Annotated in this window: 16 protein-coding genes and 7 pseudogenes; 8 read left to right on the top strand and 15 right to left on the bottom strand. The window is 69.3% G+C overall.

What is annotated here, in order from left to right:
• Nucleotides 1-29: 29 nt before the first annotated feature.
• Nucleotides 30-131, bottom strand: a pseudogene (locus ACFWA7_RS17245) (RdlA protein); the annotation flags it as partial.
• Between the two features lie 209 nt (nucleotides 132-340).
• Here ACFWA7_RS17245 and ACFWA7_RS17240 point away from each other — a divergent pair.
• Complete coding sequence (locus tag ACFWA7_RS17240; RefSeq protein ID WP_385823669.1) at nucleotides 341-751, top strand: hypothetical protein; 411 nt, start codon at nucleotides 341-343, stop codon at nucleotides 749-751.
• Between the two features lie 56 nt (nucleotides 752-807).
• Here the strand turns inward: ACFWA7_RS17240 and ACFWA7_RS17235 are convergent, their stop codons facing one another.
• Nucleotides 808-1,890: a transposase gene (locus ACFWA7_RS17235; protein WP_385823667.1), complete on the bottom strand. Its 1,083-nt coding sequence runs from the start codon at nucleotides 1,888-1,890 to the stop codon at nucleotides 808-810.
• Between the two features lie 230 nt (nucleotides 1,891-2,120).
• Between ACFWA7_RS17235 and ACFWA7_RS17230 the strand changes: the two genes are divergently transcribed.
• Complete coding sequence (locus ACFWA7_RS17230; RefSeq protein ID WP_385549415.1) at nucleotides 2,121-2,324, top strand: hypothetical protein; 204 nt, start codon at nucleotides 2,121-2,123, stop codon at nucleotides 2,322-2,324.
• A 456-nt stretch (nucleotides 2,325-2,780) separates the two neighbouring features.
• Here the strand turns inward: ACFWA7_RS17230 and ACFWA7_RS17225 are convergent, their stop codons facing one another.
• Nucleotides 2,781-2,975 (bottom strand): hypothetical protein, encoded by a 195-nt coding sequence (locus tag ACFWA7_RS17225; RefSeq protein ID WP_385823665.1) that lies wholly within the window; start codon nucleotides 2,973-2,975, stop codon nucleotides 2,781-2,783.
• 77 nt (nucleotides 2,976-3,052) lie between these two features.
• Between ACFWA7_RS17225 and ACFWA7_RS17220 the strand changes: the two genes are divergently transcribed.
• Entirely contained in the window at nucleotides 3,053-3,214 is a 162-nt protein-coding gene (locus tag ACFWA7_RS17220) for a hypothetical protein (protein ID WP_385549421.1), read from the top strand.
• Between the two features lies 1 nt (nucleotide 3,215).
• Here the strand turns inward: ACFWA7_RS17220 and ACFWA7_RS17215 are convergent, their stop codons facing one another.
• From ACFWA7_RS17215 to ACFWA7_RS17175, 9 genes and pseudogenes are all read right to left on the bottom strand, one after another.
• Nucleotides 3,216-4,751, bottom strand: a complete 1,536-nt coding sequence (locus ACFWA7_RS17215) for a hypothetical protein (RefSeq protein WP_385549424.1) — start codon at nucleotides 4,749-4,751, stop codon at nucleotides 3,216-3,218.
• A 334-nt stretch (nucleotides 4,752-5,085) separates the two neighbouring features.
• Nucleotides 5,086-5,391, bottom strand: a complete 306-nt coding sequence (locus ACFWA7_RS17210; RefSeq protein WP_385549427.1) for a hypothetical protein — start codon at nucleotides 5,389-5,391, stop codon at nucleotides 5,086-5,088.
• A gap of 330 nt (nucleotides 5,392-5,721) precedes the next feature.
• Nucleotides 5,722-6,594 (bottom strand): annotated as a pseudogene (locus ACFWA7_RS17205) (transposase); the annotation flags it as partial.
• A 1,433-nt stretch (nucleotides 6,595-8,027) separates the two neighbouring features.
• Entirely contained in the window at nucleotides 8,028-8,255 is a 228-nt protein-coding gene (locus ACFWA7_RS17200) for a hypothetical protein (protein WP_385823663.1), read from the bottom strand.
• A gap of 537 nt (nucleotides 8,256-8,792) precedes the next feature.
• A pseudogene (locus tag ACFWA7_RS17195) lies at nucleotides 8,793-9,342 on the bottom strand (transposase); the annotation flags it as partial.
• Nucleotides 9,343-9,376: 34 nt separating this feature from the next.
• The gene (locus ACFWA7_RS17190) at nucleotides 9,377-10,654 is read right to left on the bottom strand and encodes a hypothetical protein (protein WP_385823662.1); all 1,278 of its coding nucleotides are present in this window, start codon (nucleotides 10,652-10,654) and stop codon (nucleotides 9,377-9,379) included.
• A gap of 94 nt (nucleotides 10,655-10,748) precedes the next feature.
• Complete coding sequence (locus tag ACFWA7_RS17185) at nucleotides 10,749-11,495, bottom strand: hypothetical protein (RefSeq protein ID WP_385823660.1); 747 nt, start codon at nucleotides 11,493-11,495, stop codon at nucleotides 10,749-10,751.
• A 266-nt stretch (nucleotides 11,496-11,761) separates the two neighbouring features.
• Nucleotides 11,762-12,112 (bottom strand): annotated as a pseudogene (locus tag ACFWA7_RS17180) (IS110 family transposase); the annotation flags it as partial.
• 268 nt (nucleotides 12,113-12,380) lie between these two features.
• Nucleotides 12,381-13,400: pseudogene (locus tag ACFWA7_RS17175) on the bottom strand (IS1380 family transposase); the annotation flags it as partial.
• Here ACFWA7_RS17175 and ACFWA7_RS17170 point away from each other — a divergent pair.
• Nucleotides 13,401-13,520 (top strand): annotated as a pseudogene (locus tag ACFWA7_RS17170) (DNA-binding protein); the annotation flags it as partial.
• Nucleotides 13,521-13,586: 66 nt separating this feature from the next.
• Here the strand turns inward: ACFWA7_RS17170 and ACFWA7_RS17165 are convergent.
• From ACFWA7_RS17165 to ACFWA7_RS17155, 3 genes and pseudogenes are all read right to left on the bottom strand, one after another.
• Nucleotides 13,587-13,724: pseudogene (locus ACFWA7_RS17165) on the bottom strand (DNA-binding response regulator); the annotation flags it as partial.
• Nucleotides 13,725-14,060: 336 nt separating this feature from the next.
• A complete protein-coding gene (locus tag ACFWA7_RS17160) occupies nucleotides 14,061-14,657 on the bottom strand; it encodes a low molecular weight phosphatase family protein (protein WP_385534529.1) in 597 nt (198 codons plus the stop codon).
• Nucleotides 14,654-16,111, bottom strand: a complete 1,458-nt coding sequence (locus ACFWA7_RS17155) for a polysaccharide biosynthesis tyrosine autokinase (RefSeq protein ID WP_385534527.1) — start codon at nucleotides 16,109-16,111, stop codon at nucleotides 14,654-14,656. Before ACFWA7_RS17155 ends, ACFWA7_RS17160 begins: the two co-directional genes overlap by 4 nt.
• A gap of 261 nt (nucleotides 16,112-16,372) precedes the next feature.
• Between ACFWA7_RS17155 and ACFWA7_RS17150 the strand changes: the two genes are divergently transcribed.
• The 4 genes from ACFWA7_RS17150 to ACFWA7_RS17135 all read left to right on the top strand — a co-directional run bounded on the left by ACFWA7_RS17150 (nucleotide 16,373) and on the right by ACFWA7_RS17135 (nucleotide 21,640).
• Nucleotides 16,373-16,948: a hypothetical protein gene (locus ACFWA7_RS17150; protein WP_385823658.1), complete on the top strand. Its 576-nt coding sequence runs from the start codon at nucleotides 16,373-16,375 to the stop codon at nucleotides 16,946-16,948.
• Complete coding sequence (locus ACFWA7_RS17145; RefSeq protein ID WP_385534523.1) at nucleotides 16,945-18,834, top strand: DUF4012 domain-containing protein; 1,890 nt, start codon at nucleotides 16,945-16,947, stop codon at nucleotides 18,832-18,834. Before ACFWA7_RS17150 ends, ACFWA7_RS17145 begins: the two co-directional genes overlap by 4 nt.
• Nucleotides 18,835-18,922: 88 nt before the next feature.
• Nucleotides 18,923-20,419, top strand: coding sequence for a sugar transferase (locus tag ACFWA7_RS17140; protein ID WP_385534521.1), 1,497 nt, complete (start codon nucleotides 18,923-18,925; stop codon nucleotides 20,417-20,419).
• A gap of 12 nt (nucleotides 20,420-20,431) precedes the next feature.
• Nucleotides 20,432-21,640: a hypothetical protein gene (locus ACFWA7_RS17135; protein WP_385823656.1), complete on the top strand. Its 1,209-nt coding sequence runs from the start codon at nucleotides 20,432-20,434 to the stop codon at nucleotides 21,638-21,640.
• The last annotated feature ends 181 nt before the right edge of the window (nucleotides 21,641-21,821 follow it).

Genomic DNA, 21,821 nt, shown 5'->3' with positions numbered 1-21,821 from the left:
TTCCGCGAGGGCGGAGCCGGGGGAGTGGCTCAGCTGTCGGTCGCGCCGTTGCCGGACAGGACCGGGATGTTGCTGAGGACGTGCGAGAGCGGCTCGTCCTTCTTGGCCTGGGTCGAGCCCTCGGTGCACTGGCAGCGGCCACTCACCGCGTGACCGAATGAGCCAGCAGGATCGTCACCAGCCGCCAGACCGGTGGGTAGCCCCTTGCCGAGCGGGGAGCCGGGCCGAATGGGCGGCCCGTCGTGGGTGAACTGCAACCGCTTCGGGATCCGGGAACGCGCTATGTGGGGATCTTTGTCCAAGTGCCTCGGGTGGTCCGGGGCTGGAAGGCGGTTTCCTCATGAAGCGCACGGCACGCGCTCTGGCCGGTATGGCGGCTGTTGCTGTCCTCGCTGGCATTCCGGCGACAGCGCAGGCAGCGCCCGTCAGCGGCAAGGCGGAGGCAGCGGAGTGGACGCTCCACTTCGACGGGATGAGCGGCACTCCCAGCCCGGCCGACGCGTACAGCCACTGGAGCGGTACGTGCCCTGTACCCAACGACTACTTGGACGTGGACGTCTCGGGTAATGCCCTGCACGGTTTTCTGTCCTTGGTGCCGTGTACGTCCGAGGGCACCTACCGGTTCGCATTGCTGCACTACGGCTACAACAAGCGGGACGTGCAAGTCGAGAAGGGCCAGAAGTACACAGGGACATTCGCCCCAAAGCGCCACCCCGAGAAGACCGGGAGGGCGACGGCAGTCATCGAGTAGCGGCGAACACCCAGGTCGATTCCCTCTCGGAATATCGCCCGCGAGGGCTGTCACGGTCACGCGGTGAGTGAGAGGTCGAGGCGGGCCAGGTGGCTGACGCGGGTGCGGTCGAGCGGGTGGCCGTTCCACCAGGCATCGAGGCGAATGAGGTTGAGTGCGGCGGCGGAGAAGACGTGTTCCAGGTGGGTCTTCTGGAGACCGAGGTAGCGGGCACGTCTCATCCCGGTGACCGCGACGGCCTGGTGGATGGTGTCCTCGATGCCCGCGCGGGTTCCGTACTTGGCTCGCCACTGCTCGTCGCTCTGCTGGAGGCGGGCGTGGTCGAGGACTTCTCGCAGCTCGCGGGGTTGCAGGGAGAGGGTCCGGCCGCCGGTCTTCGAGCGGGTGCACTGGTCGCGCACCGGGCAGGGGCGGCATGTCTCCTTGTCGAACTTGATGACGATGGCCCTGGTGCCGCGCAGGGTGGCTGGGCTCCACCAGGTGCTGGTGTCCCCGCGTGGGCAGGTGGCCTGCCGCTTGTCCCAGTCGATGGTGAACGCGGTGCGGTCGAAACCGGCGCCGGCGCGTGCCTGGGGTGAGCTGTTCATCAGGACCGGGGTGACCAGGGTGACCCCGAAGTTCTTCTTCATGCCTACGATCAACTCGGCGGAGGCGTAACCGGAATCGAGGAAGTGCTCGGCGGGCAGGAGATCGCGGGCAGCGAGCATGTGATGGACCGCTTCGGTCATTTCCGCGTCGGTCACCGTGGCGTCGGTGGTCGCGATGCTGGTGATCAAGTGCGGCGGTCCGTCTGCTCCGGGGATCAGAGCCTGGCCGTCGGTAGCCGTGTCCTGGTCATCGGCGTCGTCGCAGGACTCACTGATGTGGATCTTGTAGCCGGTCCACCAAGAGCCCTGCTTCAGACCGTAGCGCGCGTCGGTGTCGTACGGAGAAGCCAGCCGCAGTCTGCCGGGCGGGAGGTCTCTGCTCTCCCGCCGCTTCACCGCCGCTCCGGCCTCGGTCACGGTGCGGTGGTAGTTCTGCACCCACATCGTGCGCAGGACCTGCGCCGCTGGGAGTTCGCGCAGCCACGCCGGGGCATCAGAGGCGTGCACCGCCTCCAGCAGCGTGAACCCGTCCCGGCCGTAGACCAGAGCCATCTCCTCTCAAGCACGGGATAGAGGAGAAGGCGCTCGACCTGCTGCTGACGCCGCCAGCCCCGCCCGGCACGGAATAAGCCAGCAGGATCATCAACAGACGAAAACGGCAGCGATTGCTGCCCGTGATGATTGATGGCCCGAATGGCCCGAATGGCCCATCGGGGCCGTGAACGGGCGCGCCGCACGGTATGGGTGTCAAGGACCCCTCCCGCGAATCCGAGGTGAGAGACATGCCGGAGCCCGAACGCACCTGGCACCGACAGGCGTTCATCCCCGCCAGCCGCAGCGAGAGCGTCCCGCCGCCCGCGCCCGCCGCCGAGCCGCCCATCTACCGGGAGCTCGCCGCCGCCTGGGCCGCTCAGGGCCGCACCCTGCCGGGCGGCCCCGACCGCGAGTGGAAGGCTGTGATGGCCCGCCCCTGCTGGCCCGTCTGACCCTGGCCCTGACCGTACGTATGGGAGGAGTACGGGGAGCACGCGAAAGGGGCCGTACCACCGGTGACGGTGGCACGGCCCCTTTTCCCGCGGTCGGGCAACGGCGCCACCGGCAGCTGAACCGCGCCCGTGAGTTCGTCTGAGTGACGGCTGTCGGCATCTCCCTTTTCCGAGGTGTCGGCAGCCTCATTTCTTTGTACGAAGCCGGTACGGGTAGGGCGGCTGCCAAGAGAGTGAATATACGGAGTACGCCCCTCGGCCGGTTTCCTTTACCGCGCGCAAGGGGCGCGTTCAGTCGGCGCCGGCGTGGTCGCCATGTACTACCTCGGGAACGCCCTCTGGTTGAACGAGCGCGACCGCGCCGCACACGACACCGGCACGGCCTCGGCCGCAGAGCACGGTGGGCGGCCGGAGCCGAGCGAGCCGCAGGCCGGCGTCTCAACGCCGCTCTGCCCTTCAGTCGGCAGCGCGGCGTTCGTCGTCCAGGTGGGCCATGGCGTAGCCGTGCCCGTCGGGATGGCGGGCGAGGCGGGCCATCCCCCACGCAGTCTTCGCGTCCATCCCCTCGCCGAAGTCGGCGGCCAGGCACCGCGCCTGCCATGTCGTACGCGGGGCGAGGACCCAGGTGCGCAGGCTGGCCCGGACCACCAAGGCGGAATGGGCGCAGTGGAAGCAGGAGGCCCGCCAGCCGGTGCGGCAGAACGCCGAAGCGGTCGAGGCACTGCGCCGTGTGCCGCCTGCCCCGCGCCCAGGTGGCGGCCGCGTTCACGACCACCCCCTACACCAGCCAGACCGCGCGCCACGTATGCGACGCGTACGCCGCCTGGAAGACCGCCCTGAACGCCTTCGACATCACCTTCGACGGCCGCCTCTCAGCAGCCCGCCAGTAACCTAGACATTCCCAGTTACACCGTTCATTTGACCGACCCTGTCGTAGGCGGGGAAGCAGGTGCGCCGGTGGAAGGCCGGTCTGATGCCGGCGGCGGGACAGAGTGGGTCGCAGACGGCGAATCGGATCCGGCTGTGGCGTGAGGCGGCGGCGCACTTGCGGCATGCGCCCGCCGGTGTGCTGGAGTCGGTTCCCAGGCCGGTGAGTGAGAGGATGAGCAGGGCTGAGCCGCCCCATCTGCGGTACGGCGTGCGGCGGTCCTGTTTGTGTTCGGTGACGGCGACCAGGCGCCGGTAGAGGAAGCGGATGAACGCCCGAGCCAGTTGTACAAGGATGAGGACGGCTCCGGCCAACGGGAGGAGCAGCAACAGGATCTGGACGGCGGCGGAAATGATTCCCACCATTGGATTGCCGGATGCGGTGGCGTTTTCGACCAAAGTTTTGGCCGTGTTCCATCCCGTCTCGAGGAGTTCGGGGAGCCGGATGATCAGGATGCTCAGCTGGACTGCCAGTGCGGGGATGACCACCAGTACCCAGGCGGTGACCACGATCTGGGGCCAGCGCTTGAGAGCTTGAAGCAGTTCGTCGGCCGGCTGTCGCAGGAGAGCCCGTTTCAGGATCGGCCTGATGTACTTGAACAGGTCGGGGATGCCGACCAGGTCGGAAATGATGTAGTACCCGTCGAACCGGAGTGACGGGATGAGCTGTTGCACGATTTCCAGGTTGATGGCCAAAATCGCGACCAGCAGGACGTGCCATCCGGTTCCGAGGTATGTCAGGGCGAGACCGATGACGAACAGCGCGTTGAAGTAGACGCCTCCGAGGTCGACCCGCAGGCGGCCTGTGCGACCTAGCCGGTACGAGTCGGTGACGTCGGTGTAGAAAGCGGGCCACACCAGGTAGATGCCGCACCCCATGGCACCGGGGCGTGCTCCGCTGTAGCGGCACGCCGAGGCGTGGCCGATCTCGTGAAAGGCCGAGGAGACCAGGGCCAGAAGGACGACCAGCAGGATGCTGGTGGGGGTTACCAGAGCCTGTTGCATGGCGCTGGCCACGTAATTGCCGCTGAACAGCAGGGATTCGAAGAATACGAAGACGCTGACGGCCAGGAGCATCACGAAGGGCTGGTACAGCCACATGAAGAAGCCGCTGATGCTCCAGGAGGATGCCTCGGAGAAAACGGCTACCCGGCACCGCAGCGACAGAAAGGGGCTGGCCTTCGGGATTTCCGGGGGTGAGCCGTCGCTGTAGGTGGTGACTCCCAACGGCGCCAGTTTGTTGTCGATGAGGAAGACAACGTGGTCCGGCCCGAATTCGCGGTCGGTTTCGTGGCTCAACGCTTCCGCCAGGCGGGAGAGGTACTGCTGAGCGTTCCGCGGAGCCGAGGCCGACTGCTGCTGGATGTGGACGAGTTTGGCCAGCAGGTACAGCAATTCGGGCAGGCGTACTACCTGTCCGTCGAAGCGGCGCACCAGGTGGGGCTGCACGCGGTACCCGGAGCCTTCGAACTCGCCGACCAGTTCCGACCCTTCGGTCAAGGTGGGGACCGCCAGGGCGGAGGGAGGGGGATCTTCTGTCGCAACTGACAACGCTCGCGGGCTGATGGCGCTCTCCAGGAGGTGAGAGGAGTGATGCGGCCGGTGCGAGGGCACAGAGCCTTCATCCGGACGAACGAGCGTGGGTTCTCCTGGTTACACACAAGGTCCGGCCGAACCGGGGGAACGGCATATCCTTGAGCGGGCCGGCCCGCAGAGTCCGTTCACGGCGTATCGGAAACGCGCCTCACCAAGCCCCGCACGAAAGTCGGGGAAGCGCCGACGAGATCGTCAGCCCTTCCCCGACCTATGGTGACCTTGTCACCAAAGGATTACCTCAGTGGGTCACCGTCGACGGGGTGCAGATCTGCGTGATCTGCTGCGTGCCAACCGGCAGGCCCAGGACGAGCGCCGGGGAGGTGCTCTGGACCGCGCAGCTCGACACGACAGTGACGCCGCCGTGGCCGCCGCCGTGGCCTCGGTCGTGGCCGCCATCGTGGCCGCCGTCGTGGCCGCCATCGTGGCCGCCGTAACCGCCGTCGTGGCCGCCGCCGTAACCTCCGCCGAAGGCGGAGAGCACGGCCCGCTCGGGCAGGAGCTCGCCAGCGAGCTTGTTGAGCTCCTCAAAGTTAATGGCAGACATTTTGCTTCCTTTCATCATGCGCTGCAGCTGACTGCCTCGCTTGGTCATTTGTGGTTATACCAGCAGTAATGCACCGCAATCAATTCAGCGGCCGAATTCACTTATTCGGCTCTGCGGCTATTCGCATCATCCCTTCTCGGAGTATTGAGCCGAATGGGCTATTTGTCAGATGAATCATTTGTCGCTACCTCGATCTTTCGTGGTGGGCCGCCGACGGGATCGGTGGCCAAGGGCGGGCATGGCCGAGGGCCCGGGTGTCGTCTCGGGTGAACGCCGGGTTCCACTGCTCCGGACTGGGTGCTCTTCTTGTAGGGGCCGGTGAATTGCTGCTCAGCCGGGGTTCGGCAGGAGTGCGAGCCGTTCCAGGGCAGTGGTGATCTCAGGGGTCCAGGGCCAGTGGTGGGCGAGGCGGAGGATGCGGCGTCGGCCGGTGGCGACGAGCTGGCCGGCCGCGGAGAACAGGCGGAACCGCAGGCGGCGCGGTTCCCGGAGCCGGGTCCGGCCGATCATGGGCATCCCGGCCAGCAGGTCGAGGGCGATCTGGACGATCTCCAGCCAGACCCTGTTCTGCGCGGTGTCGTGCAGGGGAAGGTTCCGCAGGCCGGTCGAACGCGCGGCCCGGATGCGGTCCTCCGCGCGGGTAGCAGCCAGTGACAAAGATCGAGTTCGGCGATCGGCCGGCCGAGGGTGTTGGTGGCGAAGCTGGTGATCCGCATGCCGTCCGCGTCCGTGATCCTCAACTGGGTGCCGGGATGCAGCCGTTCCCAGCGGGCGATCAACCGCATCCCATCCGGCCATCCCTCCAAGACATCGCCGGTGAGTTGGCGGCCCATGCGCCGTCACGAACCTCGCCGTTCGACTCGACGGCCGGCCAACCGAGTAGGACAGCCAGCGTCCGCGCTGGGAGAGCCAGGCCACGAACTCAGGGGTGCCTCCGCCGGAGTCGCAGCGGATCAGCGTCTGCCGTCCCCGCCGGTACGTCCTGGGCAGTTGAGCGAGGGCGAGGCGGGCGGCGCTGATGTGGTCGGCGGCCGTGTTCGAGCCCGCGTTGCCGGGGCGGAGGAAAGTGGCGACGGGTTCTCCTGTTCCCGGCCGTGGTCGACGAACCCCATGAGCGGGTGGTGGCCGTAGCTCTTCTTCCAAGTTGGGGCCGCGTCCTGCTTGTCCGTGCGCGACGACCACAACCCCGTCCGGGTCCACGACGTTCTCGGGCGTTCCTGCAAGGGGCGGGCGGCGGGTCTTCAACAGGGGGAGAGGGAGGCAACGGGGTCCCGTTGGTACGGGCAGTCGACCAAGACAACTTGCCCTGTCCTCTGCCCTCTGAGAGCGGGACCCGGGCCGTGCTCGGAGCGGTGTTCGGCCTCACAGCCAAAGCCGAGACCGGCTATGCCCGGCACCTGCTTGCACCTCGTGACGCCGGACATGGTGGTGCTGTGGGACGAGGTTTCGACGGCAACGACTTCCTCAGCGCGGTCACCGCACGGACGGCAGGGTCCTGGGGCGGCGGCTTCGGAACAACCGGCGCACCCGTGCTCCTCCGGCTCGCCGACCGCTCGTACCGGGGCGATCGGCACGGTCAAGGTACGGGTCATCGACGCGCGGATCACCGTTACCCGCGCGGACGGCAGGGTGTCCACCGGGGCCTACCGCTGGTCACGACGCATGGCACAACCCGACCGTCACCGCGGAGAGGTCGTCCGCCATCTCGGCGAGATCGACCTCGGCACCATGCACAGACAACTCGTCCGACGGCCCCAGGCCGACTTGCTCCGCAAGAGGGAGTAGCCGATTTTCACCGCCACACCACGCGACGAACTCCCTTGCCGGAGCGCCGAGAGCGTCAACGACCTGGCCTGGGGGAAAGTCCCGTCCACTGCGCAGGAAGAACGCGGAGGTCGGACCGGGGCGTCGGCGGCCGGAGGTGGAGGGGTCCGCGAAGCCGACTGAGGTCTCCGGGTCCATGGGCTGATCTACCGCCTTCGGTGCACCCACCGTTGTCCGGAGCATGGTCTTGTGGGAGACGATCGCCTGCGAAGGAAGGCGTCGGTGGCCGTTGTCCGGCGAAACTCTCCTGGCGATGCCCATCCTCAGGGTCGTCTCCCAGAAGTGCCCGGGCGAGTGGAGAACGGCTGCCGCATACTCAGCCGGACCTTTGTTTCTTTCGCACGGGATTGATCGCTCGCCGCCCATAATTGCGTCGCTCCAGAATGGCCCGACTCGTCCAACGGTGCGATCCCGTGACGTGCCAATATCGGCAGTGGGGGCATAGATAGATGCGATCGGCTGGGGGCGTATTTTCGAGCAATGGCTGTTTCGCTAGCCATTTGCGAGCTACATCCTCGCTTGGGAACTTCACCTTCCCGCCGAGCGGGCAGCGTGGCAGGCTCACATTGGTCACACTCCTTTGGAATCGGGAGTGGAGCCCTCACCTCAGTCGTGCTCGCAACACGTGACTGGCCTCCTGTTGTTCCCAGGACGGAGACCCGTGACAACAGTGGTGGTCGCGCCCTCGGAACGATGTGCAAGGTTCGGCAGAAGCACACGTCGCTGGGCTCCATACGAAGGTCGGGGAAGCGCTGACGAAAGCGTCAGCCCTTCCCCGACCGATGGTGAACGCCTGTCACCAAGGGGTTACCTCAGTGGGTCACCGTCGACGGGGTGCAGATCTGGGTGATCTGCTGCGAGCCGACCGGCAGGCCGGCGACGAGCGCCGGAGAGGTGCTCTGGGTCGTGCAGGTCGACACGACGGTCACGTCGCCGTCGCCGCCGCCGTAGCCGCCACCGCCAAAGGCGGAGAGCACGGCCCGCTCGGGCAGCAGTTCGCCCGCGAGGTTGTTGATCTCCTCAAAGTTAACGGCAGACATGCGATTTCCTTTCCTCATGCGCTGCAGGCGGATTGCTCCCGCCTGGAGATTGCATTTATAGCAGCCGCCAAACCAAGACAACCAATTTACAGTAGCCGTGGCGGCAGGGTTCATCCATTCAGTCTCCATATGTCATTTCACGATACTGGTGTGTAGTGTGAAAAGGAGATCGGTCGTCACGGACTGCTGAAGTATCGAGCCGGGACTGTCGGGTTGTCCGGTCGCTGGTGAGGTGTGACCGCGGTCGAGGATGTGCGTCGGCTGAGGCCGGCTGGGGTGGGGCTGCGGGTGGTGGCCGCGTTGGAGTCTGGGACGGTGCGCGCGTACGGGCAGGCGGCTGGGGTGTTCGGGGTCTCGCGGCGGTGGGTGCTTCCTTCCGTATACGAGCGAGGGCAAGCCGGTGACCGGCACGAGCTCCAGCACCTCGTCGACCAGCTGACTGCGACGGACTGCGGCGGACTGCGGCGGACTGGCTCACCGAGGCCGCCGTCACCGATCAAGCACAGCCGCACCGGCCAGCTGACCGAACGCGTCCTCGACGCGGTCCAGCGGGCGGTTGGACCACTCCGCCATCCCGTCCACCACCTTGTCCGTGATCGTGGAGATGGTCGCTTTGGACACACTCGCGCCATAGACCTCAGCCAGGTGTGCGGAGATCTCCCCGTGCGTGAGCCCCTTCGCGGACAACGACAACACCATTTCGTCCACGCCGGCCAGGCGCCGCTGACGCTTCTTGTCAATGACCGGCTCGAAGGTGCCCGCCACGTCCCCGGGGCACCTTCACGTCCACCGGCCCGACGTCCGTCAGCACCGTCTTCGCCCTGGTGCCGTTGCGGGAGTTGCCGCTGCCCCGGCCCTCGGCGTCGTACTTCTCGTATCCGAGGTGATCGGTGATCTCGCCCTCTAGGGCGGACTCCCTGACCCGCTTGGTCAGCTGTTGCAGCAGTCCGCCCTCGCCGGTCAGCTGCAGACCCTCGCTACGGGCCCGGTCCACGAGCATCGCGACCGACTGCTCGTCACTGGCAGCCGTCGCAGCCTTCGTTGCCGACTCACCGGCCGGTATCTGCTCGATGGTGGTGTCGCTCATCATCAGGCGTCTCCTTGATCATCGGATCCGCCGATCATTGAACACTCCCGATCCGGATGCCCAGCCACGGATAGGTGTGGTTGTAGAACACGTTGTCCTGCGGCTGCAGCCCGACGGCGGAGGGCCACATCTGGAAGGCCGGTGCATTGGAGATTCCGCCGTGGAGCCGCCGCCACACCCGCAGGGAGCTCTGTCCGGAGGGGGGCGCCGTGATCGTGTCGGTCCACTCGACCGCATTGCCACCCTGGTCGAGAGTGCCCCACGGCGAGGTGGTCCTCGCCCCGCCGACCGTGCTGAGGCTGCCCTGGTAGACCTTGGCGTAGGTGCTGGGGTCAAGTCCCAATGGGTTGACGGTGGAGCAGGCTTCGGGCTGCAGTTGTCCCGGGCACCAGCTCGGAGCCGGCTTTCCGCTCGCGTGGTACGAGGCCAGTGGCTGGGTCGCCGCGTTGGTGACGTCGCCGGTGGCCGGGTTGAGGGTGGTGGGGTTGGGGGCGGTCGCGTCTCCGTCGCCGAAGACTCCCGGGTTGGTCGGGTACTTCCAATAGGAGTAGGTGCCTCCGCCGCGCGGGTCGTAGTAGGCCGCCTTGATCCATTCATCCTGACTCGGCAGGACGAAGCCCGAGCTGTGGGCTCGGGTCGTATTCGGCCGGGCCAAGTCGTACATTCCGCGCTCGGTCCGCGTCGACAGTTCGACCTGATAGGTGACATAGTTGAAGCGGCCGTTGCTACTGGACTTCTTGGAGATCAGTCGGCCGTTGTAGAGCGAGTTGACGAAGCGTGCCGCCCTCAGGAAGTTTGCGAAGCCGTACGGCTTGTCCGCCCACTCCGGAAAGGCCACCGAGTAGTGGCTGCCCCTGTCGGCGCTGCCGGAGAAGTTGATTTGGCCGTACCTCGGCCATGCCGACGAGCTCTCGGTCTCGTCATAGAGACCGAGGCGGTTGCGTCCCTCGGGATCGGCCGTATTCAGGAACGCCACCCACTGCTTCACGGTGACTTCGAGCTGCCCGATCTCGTAGCGATAGCGCACGCCGCCGACTCTCAGGCACTTGCTCGGGGTGGGAGCTTCGGCGCACGAGCGGTACAGGGCGTCCTTGAACGGGACAATGCCCACCGAAGGATTACCGGGCGCGCCGACCTTGACGGTCTTGAGTGTGATGACCGCGCCCCCGTCGGAGGGGTTGTCCCCAGAGGGACGCGGCTCGGCGGCAGCAGCACCGGAGCCGGCCGTCACGGAGGCGGCGAGCAACGCCGAAAGCCCGCACGCCGCTACGACGGCCCTGCTGAGGCGAGTACGGCGGGAAACGAAGTGCATGAGCATTCTCTTTTCGGCCATGGCAGCCCTCTCCGCGGCAACGGCCAGCGCGGATCGGACCGACGATCACTCAACGGTTGACGCCACGTTAACCTTATTCACTACTTTCCGCTTTCGCTGCGTCACGGAAACCGCATGGTTTCCGTGGGGGGTCTGGAATTTCGGTCGCCACCGGGCGCGGGAGTGAATCACATGGGCCGCCCGGTGCGGGAAGGAGGAAAGAGCGGAAGGCGGGGGGCGCCCCTATGTCCTTGGCCGAGAGGACAGTCCGTGTCCCTGACAGGCGCGGCGCGGAATGGCCCGGTTCCTTGTGCTCGGACGCTCTGTCGAGATGTGGCAGCGGTATCGGCGACCGGACCGAAGCCGGACTCCGAACCGCCGTCAGGTCAGGCCTGTGACGTGCCGACCCTGCCGAGATGCGGACGAAGAACCGGGCCGAGTTGTCGACCTCGAATCGGGGAACCTGGTTATGCCTGCCCGGATAGGCGTACAACACCTTTTCCTTCGAGGCGCAGGCGTCGACCAATGTGAGACCGGATTGGCGGTTGTTTTCCTCGTCGTCCCACAGGAGCAGGGACTCGATCCGAATGGTGATCCGGCCGGCCGCCCCGGCCAGGGCCTCGTACACGAAGCCCCCGCCGAAGGCGGCAGCGGTGAACGTCAAGCCGCCGTAGCCGACCGGCGCTTCGGTGCCGATCTCGGGCAGAGCCTGGAGGGCGTCCAGGGTTGCCTGCCATTCCGGCACGGCGCGCTCCGCCAGTGAGCTGTTGTAGTCGACGACGATCGGGCCGATCGGCTCTCCTGCCGCCCGAGCTCGCCCGGAGCGGATTCCCCTTCCCACACGCAGAGGCTCCGCCCCGACATTCGGGGCGGAGCCCGTGTGGCCGTTGGCGCAGGCCAGGACATCTGTTGTGATGTCAGGTTCCCCCGCTGCGCGGGAGCGGCTGACTAGCTGGTCAGGGCGGGTTGACGTGGTTTCAGGTTCACTGGTTCGGCCGCTGCCTGGTCGGCGTAGTGCCTCTCCTAGGCCGGTCGTCGTTGCACGGCGTCGGCGATGACCGCTGTGACGAGCTTGTTGACGACTGCCGTGGCCGGCGGGCCGGGGTCGCGGTCTGCGAACAGGATGACGAAAGCGTCACGAGCGTCGGTCTTGGCCTCACCAGGGTAGAGATCGGCGATCCGCCGCATCGTCAGTCCGGGCAGATAAGCGACCTGGCAGCCCGCATCCCGGGCGACTGCCAGCGGCAGAGCCCCGATGGAAGCCGGCTGGTCAACGACGACCAGCACCGTTCCGTGCTTGGCCCGGAGTTTGTCGAAGAGCTCCCGCAGCTTCGGCTCGTTGTTGGGCAGCGGCTTGTCGAACACCTTCTTCCCCGCGAGGTTGACGGCGGTGGCGTGGTGTTCGCCCTTGCCGACATCCAGCCCCGGATAGACACCGACGCCAGTTTCGTCCGCCATGCCTTCACTCCCGTGTCCGTGCTCTCCCCGGCCCTCACGTGCGGCATCAGCGTGCCGGCATCCACGTTACGAAGAGACTGCCTTCCCCGGTCCGGGTTCGGCGCTCGAGCCTCTAGCCTCCCCGTTTCGGTTGGTGTGATGAGACGTCGCTGATCGTCTGCTGTCGGGTGGGCGAGGCGTTTTCGGTGCTCGGGCATGGTGGAGTCCCGGCGCGGTGGTCGGGTTCTCAAGGTCCTTCGAGTCGCGGGCGGTCAGGTGATATTGCCGGTCAGCCGGCCGGGCGGGGCAGCGCGGCGAGGCGGTGGAAGGCCGCGGCGAGTTCGTTTCTCCAGGGCCAGGTGGCTGATATCCGCAAGCGCAGACGGCGGCCGCCGCGGGTGAGGCGTGCGGCGACGTGCAGCAGCCGGTAGCGGAGCTTCTTCGGCTCGGCAGCCGCGAGTTCGCCGTCCAGCAGCAGGACGCGCGTCCAGGCCAGCAGGTCGATCGCCGTGAGGCTGAGTTCGAGCCGGGCGGCGTTGATGTGGAAGTCGCGGGAGGGGAAGCGGCCGAAGCCGGTGGTCTTGCCGCACCGGGTGTGGTCCTCGACGCATGCATGGCCGCGGTGGCGGACTTCCAGGAACTGGGCGGAGCCGCCACCGGAGTAGGGGGTGTCGGTGAGGAACACCTGATGACGCCGGCCCTCGTCCTGGTCGAACAGGGACAGCTGGGCTCCGGGGTGCGGCCGCTCCCGGCGCACGATGACGCGGGTGCCGTTAGGATAGCCGGTCAGGTCGATCATGCCTGTCAGCTCGGCGACCTCGGCGCCATCACGCAGCGTTCCGTCCTGGTTCAGGGCGGGATGCCAGAGCCGGTCGGGCATGGCCCGAATGGCGCGGCGGAGCGGCTCGGTGATGGCGTATCCGACCGAGAAGCAGGTGAGGATGCCTCGTTTGCGCAGGTCGCGAATGTGGGCGAGGAAGGCTTTTGCGGATCCGGCGCTGTCGGTGCGGACGAGGATGTCGGTGCCGTGTCGGTGGGCGTCGGGGATCTGGGCGAGTGCCTGGTCGAGCACGGTGATGTGGTCGATGGCGGTGTTGGCGCCGGCGTTGCCGGGCCGCAGCCGGCCGGACAGTGCCTCGCCGGTGTTGGCCAGGAAGCACAGCAGCGGGTGGAAGCCGAAACCGCCCTTATAGGTGGGTGCGGCCTGCGCTTTCTCGGAGTGGCATGTGATCAGCGTGGCGTCGAGGTCCAGGACCAGGCCGGGCAGCAGGCGCCCCGCGGCCCGGGCTGCGGGGATGCCCTCACCGTGCTCGATGCGGCGGTCGCCGAGGCCGCGCTGCGACAGCACCGCCCGGTGGTCATGTTGACCTCCGATATCGACGACATGGTCAAGCTCTGCGGCGATCGGGTCCGGCTCGTGGCGGTCTGATTTCTGCGGTCGGGAGTGGTCCAGGGGGTTCTTGGGCCGGTCTTGCCCCAGACGTCTGGCGCACCGTCATTCAAGCCCTACCAGGCCGTTCTGGCAGGCGATGACGACGAGTTGGGCGCGGTCGCGGGCGCCGAGTTCGGCTATTGCGCGCTGGTTGCGGGTGCGTACGGTTAGGACGCTGAGGACGAGTTCTTCGGCGATCTCGCCGATGGGCGGCTTCCGGCGAGAGGAGAGCCTCGCTTGCGGCCGTTGGTGCGGATACCCGCGAGCAGTGCGTGGGTGATCCGACTCTGCATAGACGACAGCGGAGCGACCTTCACGCAGTCCGGCCGTGCGCTGACGACGTGGACGCCGCTGTTGATCACCGAGCGAGCCTGACCCGGTCGGCTCGGCCCGACACGGCGTTCGAAACGCCCTGCGCTGCCGCTGCAGTACGGATCGGTTTGTCTGCGTCTTGGCTCGTCAGGGGCTTCGAACGGAACGCGCAGGGGCCATATGGGACTCGTTCTGGACGGACGAGCAGCTCAGTGGGCAACCGGCTCAAGTCCTATCCATCTTTAAGCGTAGGGGTGCTCTGGCCTGCGTCGTTACTGAGGCTTCGTGCAATCGTACGAGACTTCGTACGGCCTCGTCGATCTCGCGACCGCACCCGTCCAGCGCTGCGGAGGGCCTCCCCAAGGGGTCCGCGACGTCATCCGCCTCCGGCGGGACCGGCACCGCGTGCCCCCGGCGGGCGGCGGCGGATGCGACCACGGCGGCGAAGTCGCCGACGCTGTCCGGCCGCCGCCCGTCCCCGCCGGCGAGCCGCACGAACTCCTTCAGGGTGAAGCAGCGTCGCATCGCCGACGGCGCGAGCCGTACGGCAGCCTCGCGGTGCTCACCGGCGAGCCCGAGCACCAGCGCCGATCCCAGGACGAGCTCGGCGGTGAGCGGGCGCGAGACGAAGCCGGAGCCGTCGCCCCCCAGCCGCTCCAACACCGCCCGGGTGGAGTGCTCCATGCCCGGACGGGGCCACGCCTGCGTACCGGCGCTCTCCGGCTGTACGGCCGAGCCACGCGGCAACCGGGCGGCCAGCAGCCGCTCGGCGAGCGCCGAACGGTGCACGTTGCCGGTGCAGACGAACAGGACCCGGATCACCCCTCGTGGACCCCGCCGACTCCACCCGTCCCGGCTGGCGAGGCCGCCTCGCCACGGGGAACCGATGTCCGGGGAGCGGGCAGCTCACCGTAGCTCCGGTAGCCGTACCGGCCGCCCTTGGAGACCGGCGCCATGTTGAAGACGGTGCCGAGGACGCGCACGCCCACCCGCTCCAGCGACTCCGTGGCGGCGCGCACCTGGTCCCGCCTGGTCCTGGCGGCACGGACGACGAGCAGCGCGCCCTGGGCGAGCGAGGCGAGTCCCACGGTGTCGGCGACCGGCAGCAGCGGCGCGGTGTCCACGATCACCACCTCGTGCAGGTCCGCCAGCTCCTTCAGCACCTCGGCCATGCGCGCCGAGGCGAGCAGCTCGGTGGGGTTCGGCGGTACCGCGCCGCTGGCCAGCACCGACAGCCCGCCCGCGACCTCCTGCATCACGTCGGCGATCCGGGCCTGCCCGATGAGCACGGTGGTCAGGCCGGCGTCCCGGACCAGACCGAAGGCCGGGGCCACGCACGGCCGGCGCAGGTCGGCGTCCACCAGGCAGGTGGAGACACCCGCCTCGGCCAGCGAGAGGGCGAGGTTCACCGCGGTGTTGGTCTTGCCCTCACCCGGCACCGAACTCGTCACCACGATGATCCGCGGCGGGTCGTCGACCTGCGAGAACTGCAGGTTGGTGCGCAGCTTGCGGAAGGCCTCGGCACGCCGGGAGTGCCCGTTGGCGGCGACGAGCGGCTGCTTGGGGGCGTTCTTGTCGTACGGGATGGCGGCCAGCCCCGGCAGTTCGGTGAACTCGCTCAGCGCCTCCACCGTCTTGAGCGTGGTGTCCAGCGTCTCGCGCAACGCGACGACGCCGGCGCCGAGCAGCAGGCCGGCGAGCACACCCGCGGCCAGGTTCAGCAGCGGCCGGGGCGAGACCGGCCCGACGGGGGCGACGGCTTCCTGCGTGACACGCAGGGAGACGGGGGAGGTCTGCTCGTCGGTCCCGCTCTTGCCTTCGGAGCCGGGCACGTGCTTGGGCGTCTCCAGCCGCTCGACGACCGCACTGAACCGCTCCGCCACGACATTGGCGATCCGCGCCGCACGCCGGGACGAGGTGTCCCGGACGGTGATGTCGATGAGCACAGTGTTGAGGGGGGCCTGGGCGGTGATCCGGGATGCCAGCTCCTCCGGCGTGGTGCGCAGTCCCAGCTCCTTCACCACGGGCACGGTCACCTGCCGGGTCGTCACGATCTCGGCGTACGAATGCACCCGCGCCTGCGAAAAGCTCTGACCCAGGCTCAGCTGGGCGGTGTCCTGCCCGGTACGGGTCGCGACGAAGAGCTGGGTTCTGGCCTCGTAGACGGAGGTACTCAAACTCGTCACGGCGAGCGCCGTCCCGACCGCGAGAGCCAGGCAGACGGCGACGGTCGGCCAGCGACGCGCGAGAGCCTTCAGGAAGCTGTGGAGATCCAAGCTGCACCCCTCATCGAACCGAGGGAACCGCCCGGATTGGGATGTTCTGTTCCCTGTGGACGCAGCCGACCATAGGGACTCGCGCGCACCGAGCGGGGGAGCCACCCTCATGCGGGGCCATCGTTGAGGACAACCGCTACCCCATCCGGGGACTTCCTGGCCGCGTCGCGGTGAGGGAATGCGTATATCCAACTTTTTCCTTGTATCCAGATCTCGATGACGGCCGACCGCCTGGCCCGAACCGAGTGGAGGAGAGTGAACATGACGAGATCGCCCGGATGGCGAGGCGCGCTGGCATCGGCTGCCGTGCTCGTCGCCGCCTCACTGGCAGGGGCGCAGACCGCCCACGCGCAGTCCGGGGGGCCGTACCCGCCGCCGTACCCGCCGCCGCCCCATTGCCTGACGCTCAGCGCCACCACCGTGCACGCCGGAGACCGACTGCGTTTCCGCGGCACGGGCTTCACTCCCCGGCAGCGTGTCGAGGCGGACCTGAAGTCGTTCGCCGTCGTGCTGGGCACCTTCAGAGCGGACAACCGCGGAGACGTCACCGGCACGGTGACCATCCCGCGGCGCACCCAACCGGGGTCCCACACCTTCGAACTGATCGCCCGGTATCCCCATCGGAAGTTGGCCGTCGGCATCAAGGTGCTGCCCGCGAACAGCCGGGCAGCCCTGGCCGGACCCGTCAACACGTCGTCCGTCAACAAGCAGCCCGAGCATGCGGGCCTCACGAACACGGGCGGTGGGAAGGCTCTGGCACTGGGCGGGGCTCCGGCGGGGCTGATCGCGGCGGGCGGTGGCACGCTGCTCGCCGTGCGCCGCCGCCGCAGTTCATGACGGACCGGGACACCGGTACGGCACCCGGGCGTCCCGGCTTCGGCCGGGGCGCCGCCCGCTTGCCGGGGACGGGCCGCCGCCTCGACCGGGCGCCCGTCCTTCGCCGTGCGCTCAGGTACGCCCTGCCCGCCGTCGCGGCGCTCGCACTGGCCGGCGCCGCCTGGATCGCGGTCACCGGACTGTTCGCCCGCACGGAACTGCTCGCTGCCCAGCGGGACCTCGATGCGCTGCGGCGGACCGTGACCACCGCGCCGGCACCCGGCACGGCCGGGGAACAGCAGCGTGCGGTGGGGTCCGCGGCGGCCCACGCCGCGCGGGCCCACCGGCTCACCACGGGCCCGGCCTGGTACTGCGCCGCCCGGCTGCCCTTCGTCGGCGGCCCGCTGCGGACCGTGCGCGGCGCCGCGTCCGCGGCGGACCGCCTGTCCGCCGGCGTCCTGTCCCCCCTGATGCGCGCCCTGCCGGCACCGGGCGGCGGCGACGGGATGTCGAGGGCGCTGCTGTCCTTGCGCAAACACGCGCCGGACGTCGTCCGGGCGGCAGCCGTCGCCACCCGGGTACAGGCCGACGTGCACGGGCTGCCCCCGTCCACCTGGCTGCCGGCGGCCGACCGGGCCCGGGCCGACCTCGTGCGGCAGCTCGACCGTCTCACCCCGGCGATGGCCGACGCCTCCGTGGCGGCCCGGGTCCTGCCGTCCCTGCTGGGCGACCAGGGGGAACGCCGCTACTTCCTCGCGTTCCAGAACACCGCCGAGGCGCGCGGCACCGGAGGGGTCGCCGGGGCCTTCGCGGTGCTGCGGACCGACCGGGGCCATATGTCGTTCGAGCGGTTCGGCAACAACACCGAGATGGCGGCGGCCCAGGCGGACATCGATCTGGGCGCCGAGTTCGCGGACCGCTACGCCGGCAGCGCTCCCACCCGCGTGTGGGCCAATTCCAACCTCAGCCCGCACTTCCCCGACGCGGCCCGTATCTGGGCTGCGGCGTGGCGCAACCACACCGGCGACCGCGTGGACGGAGCGATCGCCCTCGACCCGACCGCACTGGCCCGTTTCCTGCGGGTCACCGGCCCCGCCCGCATGGCCGACGGCACCGAACTCACCGCCGACAACATCCTGGACCTCACCGAGCGGGCCAGCTACGCACGCTACGACGACGTCACCCGGCGCAAGGCCTTCTTCGTCGACACGGCACGCGCCGTCGCCGCGCCCCTGCTCGCCGCGTACGCCGACACCCGCCGACTGCCCGCCCTGTTCGCCGCCGTCCACGAGGCCCAGCGCGACGGCCGGCTGAAGCTGTGGAGCGCCCACCCGCCAGAACAGCGGCTCCTGGAGACGCGCCCATACTCGGGCACACTCCCCAGCGCCCCCGGACCCTTCGCGGGACTGGTGGTGAACAACGCGGCGGGCTCGAAGCTGGACTACTACCTGGACCGGAGCCTGGTCTGGGAGGCGAACGGCTGCGCCGGCGGCGGGCGCGCGGTCACCGTGACGGCGACCCTCACTAACCGGGCCCTGTCCGCCGGCCTGCCCGGCTACGTCACCCTGCGTGAGGACCACCCGCCCTACCGCACCCGGCCGGGCGACAACCGGCTGCTGGTGTCGTACTACGCCGGGGTCGGCGCCGACCTCGTCGGCGCCACCGTGGACGACCGCACCGCTCTCGTGGCATCCGGCACCGAACGCGGCCACTCCGTGTACACGCTCGATCTGGAACTGCCCGCGGGCGCCCGCCGCACGCTGGTCCTGCACCTGTGGGAACCGCACGCGGACGGCAGGCCGGTCCTGCTGCGCCAGCCCCTGGTGACACCTCTGCGGGCCACGCTGAAACCGGGCAGCGCATGCGGCACCCGAACGAGCGGCACCGCACAGCGTCCTATCGGGTGACAGTCCCCCCCGGCGCAGCGTCACACCCGGCTCGGCCCGGAACGCCGTACAGACTCGATCAGACCCTTTAATCGCACTTGGAGGGCGCATGTGGCTGTTCGGGGACACCCTGCCCCAGCTACCGGGTCCACGGCAGCCGTGGACCCGGGGCGTCGACAAACAGCCACCGGCCGCCGGCCGCCGCACCTGCAAACCCCTCTGGTACGCGCCGGCCGCCGTCCTCGGTGACGCGGTCGGCGCCCTCGTGCCGGCGTACCTGGCCTTCGCGCCGACCGACAGTGCGAAGGCCGTGACCCTCGCGGTGGTGGCGGCGGTGGCCTGGCTGTTCGTGCGCGCCGCGCGGGACCGTTACGCCGAGGGCCGTCTCGGTGAGGGCGCCGTCCTGGGCCCCGCGCTGCACGACTGGCTGGTCATGGTCGGCATGCTCGCGGTGGTACGGGCGGCGACGGGCGAGGACTCCCCGTTTCTCCTCGCGCTCACCGCCCTGATGCCCTGCGCGCCGACGAGCGTGGTCGTGCACACGCTGATCTGCCGGCATCTGGTCGCCCGGCGTCGCGACGGCCGGGCCGTGCGCCGGGCCCTGGTGATCGGTGAGGCGGACGCCGTCGACGGCCTGGTCGGCCACCTCGCGCGGCGGACCGAGCACGAGTTCGTCGTCGTCGGCGTGTGTCCGATCGGCGAGCAGGACCCGCAGTCGCTGGCCCCCGTCGCCGCCCGCCTGGACAGATGCGAACCCCCGCGCATGACGGCCGACTCGGCCGCGGTGCTGGAGGCGGCCCGGCAGCTGGGCGTGGACGCGGTCCTCGTCGTACCGGGACCGCACCTGAGCGGAACGCGCCTGCGCCGGCTGTCCTGGGCCCTGCACGGCGCAGGCCGCCGGCTCGTGGTCGTACCGGGCCTGACCGAGGTGTCCGGGCGCCGGGTGGGTGTCTTCTCGGTGGCCGGACTCACCATGCTGAACGTCACCCCGCCGCTGCGGCGGGGGCTCGCCGCGGTGGTGAAGTCGGTGACCGACCGGCTGGGCGCTGCGCTGCTCATCGTGCTGCTCGCCCCGGTGTTCGCGACGGTCGCCCTGGTCGTGCGCCTGGACTCCCCGGGACCCGTCGTGCACCGGCAGACCCGGGTCGGACGCGGCGGGGCGCCGTTCACCATGATGAAGTTCCGCACCATGGTCGCCGACGCCGAACGGCTGCGGCAGCAGTTGGCCGGCACCAACGAGCAGGACGGCCGGATGTTCAAGATCCGCCGTGATCCGCGCATCACCCGCGTCGGCCGCCTGCTGCGCCGCTGCTCCCTGGACGAACTGCCGCAGCTGTTCAACGTGGTGCGCGGGGACATGTCCCTGGTCGGCCCGCGTCCGCCGCTGCCCGACGAGGTCGCCCGCTACAACGAGGTCGAACTGCGCAGGCTCGCCGTCAAGCCGGGCCTCACCGGCCTGTGGCAGGTCAGTGGGCGTTCGAACCTGTCGTGGGACGAGACGATCGCCCTGGACCTCGGATACGTGGACAACTGGTCGCCGTCGGTGGACCTCGGAGTGCTGCTGCGGACGGTGCGGGCCGTCATCGCGGGCACCGGAGCGTACTGAGGAAGAGAGCCGATGCTGTCGAGAACCGCCCCCGCCGCCCCTGTAGCGCCGGACCAGCCCGTCCGGTCGGCTGCCGATGTGCTCGTCCTGGCCGACCGGCTCTTCCAGTGGGCCGACGCCCGCACCTGGGCGGGGCCCGATCCGTACGACGGGCTCACCGGACCGCTGGGGCGGCTGGCCGTGCACCGTGTGCTGCGCCAGGCGCTCCTGCAAGCCGTCAAACGCAGCCCGGCCGACCTGCGACCGGCCCTCGGCATCCGCCCACTGCGCACCGCCACGGCCACCGGCTGCGCCGCCGGTGCCTGCGCCCGGCTCTCCGCGTCCCCGGTGTGGCGCGAACGTGCCCTGCGCCTGGGCCGGTGGACGGCGGCCGAGCAGTTGTCCGGGCGCTACGCCGGGCTGTGGCGCTACGAGTTCGACGTGCAGACCCGCTGGTCGCACTACCCGGCCTCGGTCCCCAACCTGGTGGCCACCACCTTCTGCGCGGACGGCTGCCTGGACGCCGGGACCCTCGGCGACGAGGCCGCGCGGACGCTCGCCCGCGGCCTGCTGGCACACCTGCACAACGGCGAGTTCTTCACCTACACCCCGACCAGTGGCGTCCTGGTCCACAACGCCAACCTCATGGGTGCCGCACTCGCCGCCCGTCTGGCCCGCACCACGCCCCTGCCCGCCGCCCTTGCGGGCCGGCTGGCCGACGCGGCCCGTCGAGCGGTCGAGGTGAGCCTGGCGGGCCAGCGCCCCGACGGTTCCTGGCCGTACGGCTCAGGGCCGCGCCTGGACTGGGTGGACGGCTTCCACACCGGGTACGTGCTGCTGCGCCTCGACCAGGCCGCGACGCTGCTCGGCATGGACGTGCTGGCCCGGCTCGAACGCGGGGTGGACCACTATCTGCGGCACCTCTTCGACGGCCCGCTGCCCCGCTACTTCGCGGACGCCCGGACCCGACGCGACCCGAACAACGACGCCACGGCGGTACGGATGGCGGCGTGGGCGGCCGAACGCGGCTTCACCGGCACCGACTTCGCCCGCGACGTGCTGGCGGCGGTCGCGGACCGCTATCCCGGCCTCGGCACAGGCACAGGCACAGGCACAGGCACCGGCAACGGCACCCGGACCGGGACCTCCGGGAGGAACAGGGCTCTGTGGGAGTCACCCCGCTGGAGCGCCGCCCCCTTCCTGGATGCACTGACCGCCCTGCACGCCGTGCTGCCGGGGTGACCGCGTCACCCCTTGCCCGGCCGGTCGACGGCGGCCCTCACAGCGCGCAGAGACGTCCGCGGGCCGCCACCGCGCTCCGCGCACGACGACCGGACGGCGCATGTGCGGCCCCCTGCCGTTCCGGCCGACGAGGTCCGGACGACCGCTCCCGCGATCCCACTTTGACGCCTCGCTCGCCGTC

Source organism: Streptomyces sp. NPDC059994 (assembly GCF_042737755.1).
Taxonomy (GTDB): domain Bacteria; phylum Actinomycetota; class Actinomycetes; order Streptomycetales; family Streptomycetaceae; genus Streptomyces.
This window is presented reverse-complemented; position numbering and strand designations above follow the sequence as displayed.

Coding starts and splice junctions, on each gene's coding strand:
- ACFWA7_RS17135 (WP_385823656.1), top strand. CDS start 20,432: ATGCTGTCGAGAACCGCCCCCGCCGCCCCTGTAGCGCCGGACCAGCCC.
- ACFWA7_RS17235 (WP_385823667.1), bottom strand. CDS start 1,890: ATGGCTCTGGTCTACGGCCGGGACGGGTTCACGCTGCTGGAGGCGGTG.
- ACFWA7_RS17200 (WP_385823663.1), bottom strand. CDS start 8,255: ATGTCTGCCGTTAACTTTGAGGAGATCAACAACCTCGCGGGCGAACTG.
- ACFWA7_RS17140 (WP_385534521.1), top strand. CDS start 18,923: ATGTGGCTGTTCGGGGACACCCTGCCCCAGCTACCGGGTCCACGGCAG.
- ACFWA7_RS17210 (WP_385549427.1), bottom strand. CDS start 5,391: ATGTCTGCCATTAACTTTGAGGAGCTCAACAAGCTCGCTGGCGAGCTC.
- ACFWA7_RS17190 (WP_385823662.1), bottom strand. CDS start 10,654: ATGCACTTCGTTTCCCGCCGTACTCGCCTCAGCAGGGCCGTCGTAGCG.
- ACFWA7_RS17240 (WP_385823669.1), top strand. CDS start 341: ATGAAGCGCACGGCACGCGCTCTGGCCGGTATGGCGGCTGTTGCTGTC.
- ACFWA7_RS17145 (WP_385534523.1), top strand. CDS start 16,945: ATGACGGACCGGGACACCGGTACGGCACCCGGGCGTCCCGGCTTCGGC.
- ACFWA7_RS17230 (WP_385549415.1), top strand. CDS start 2,121: ATGCCGGAGCCCGAACGCACCTGGCACCGACAGGCGTTCATCCCCGCC.
- ACFWA7_RS17150 (WP_385823658.1), top strand. CDS start 16,373: ATGACGAGATCGCCCGGATGGCGAGGCGCGCTGGCATCGGCTGCCGTG.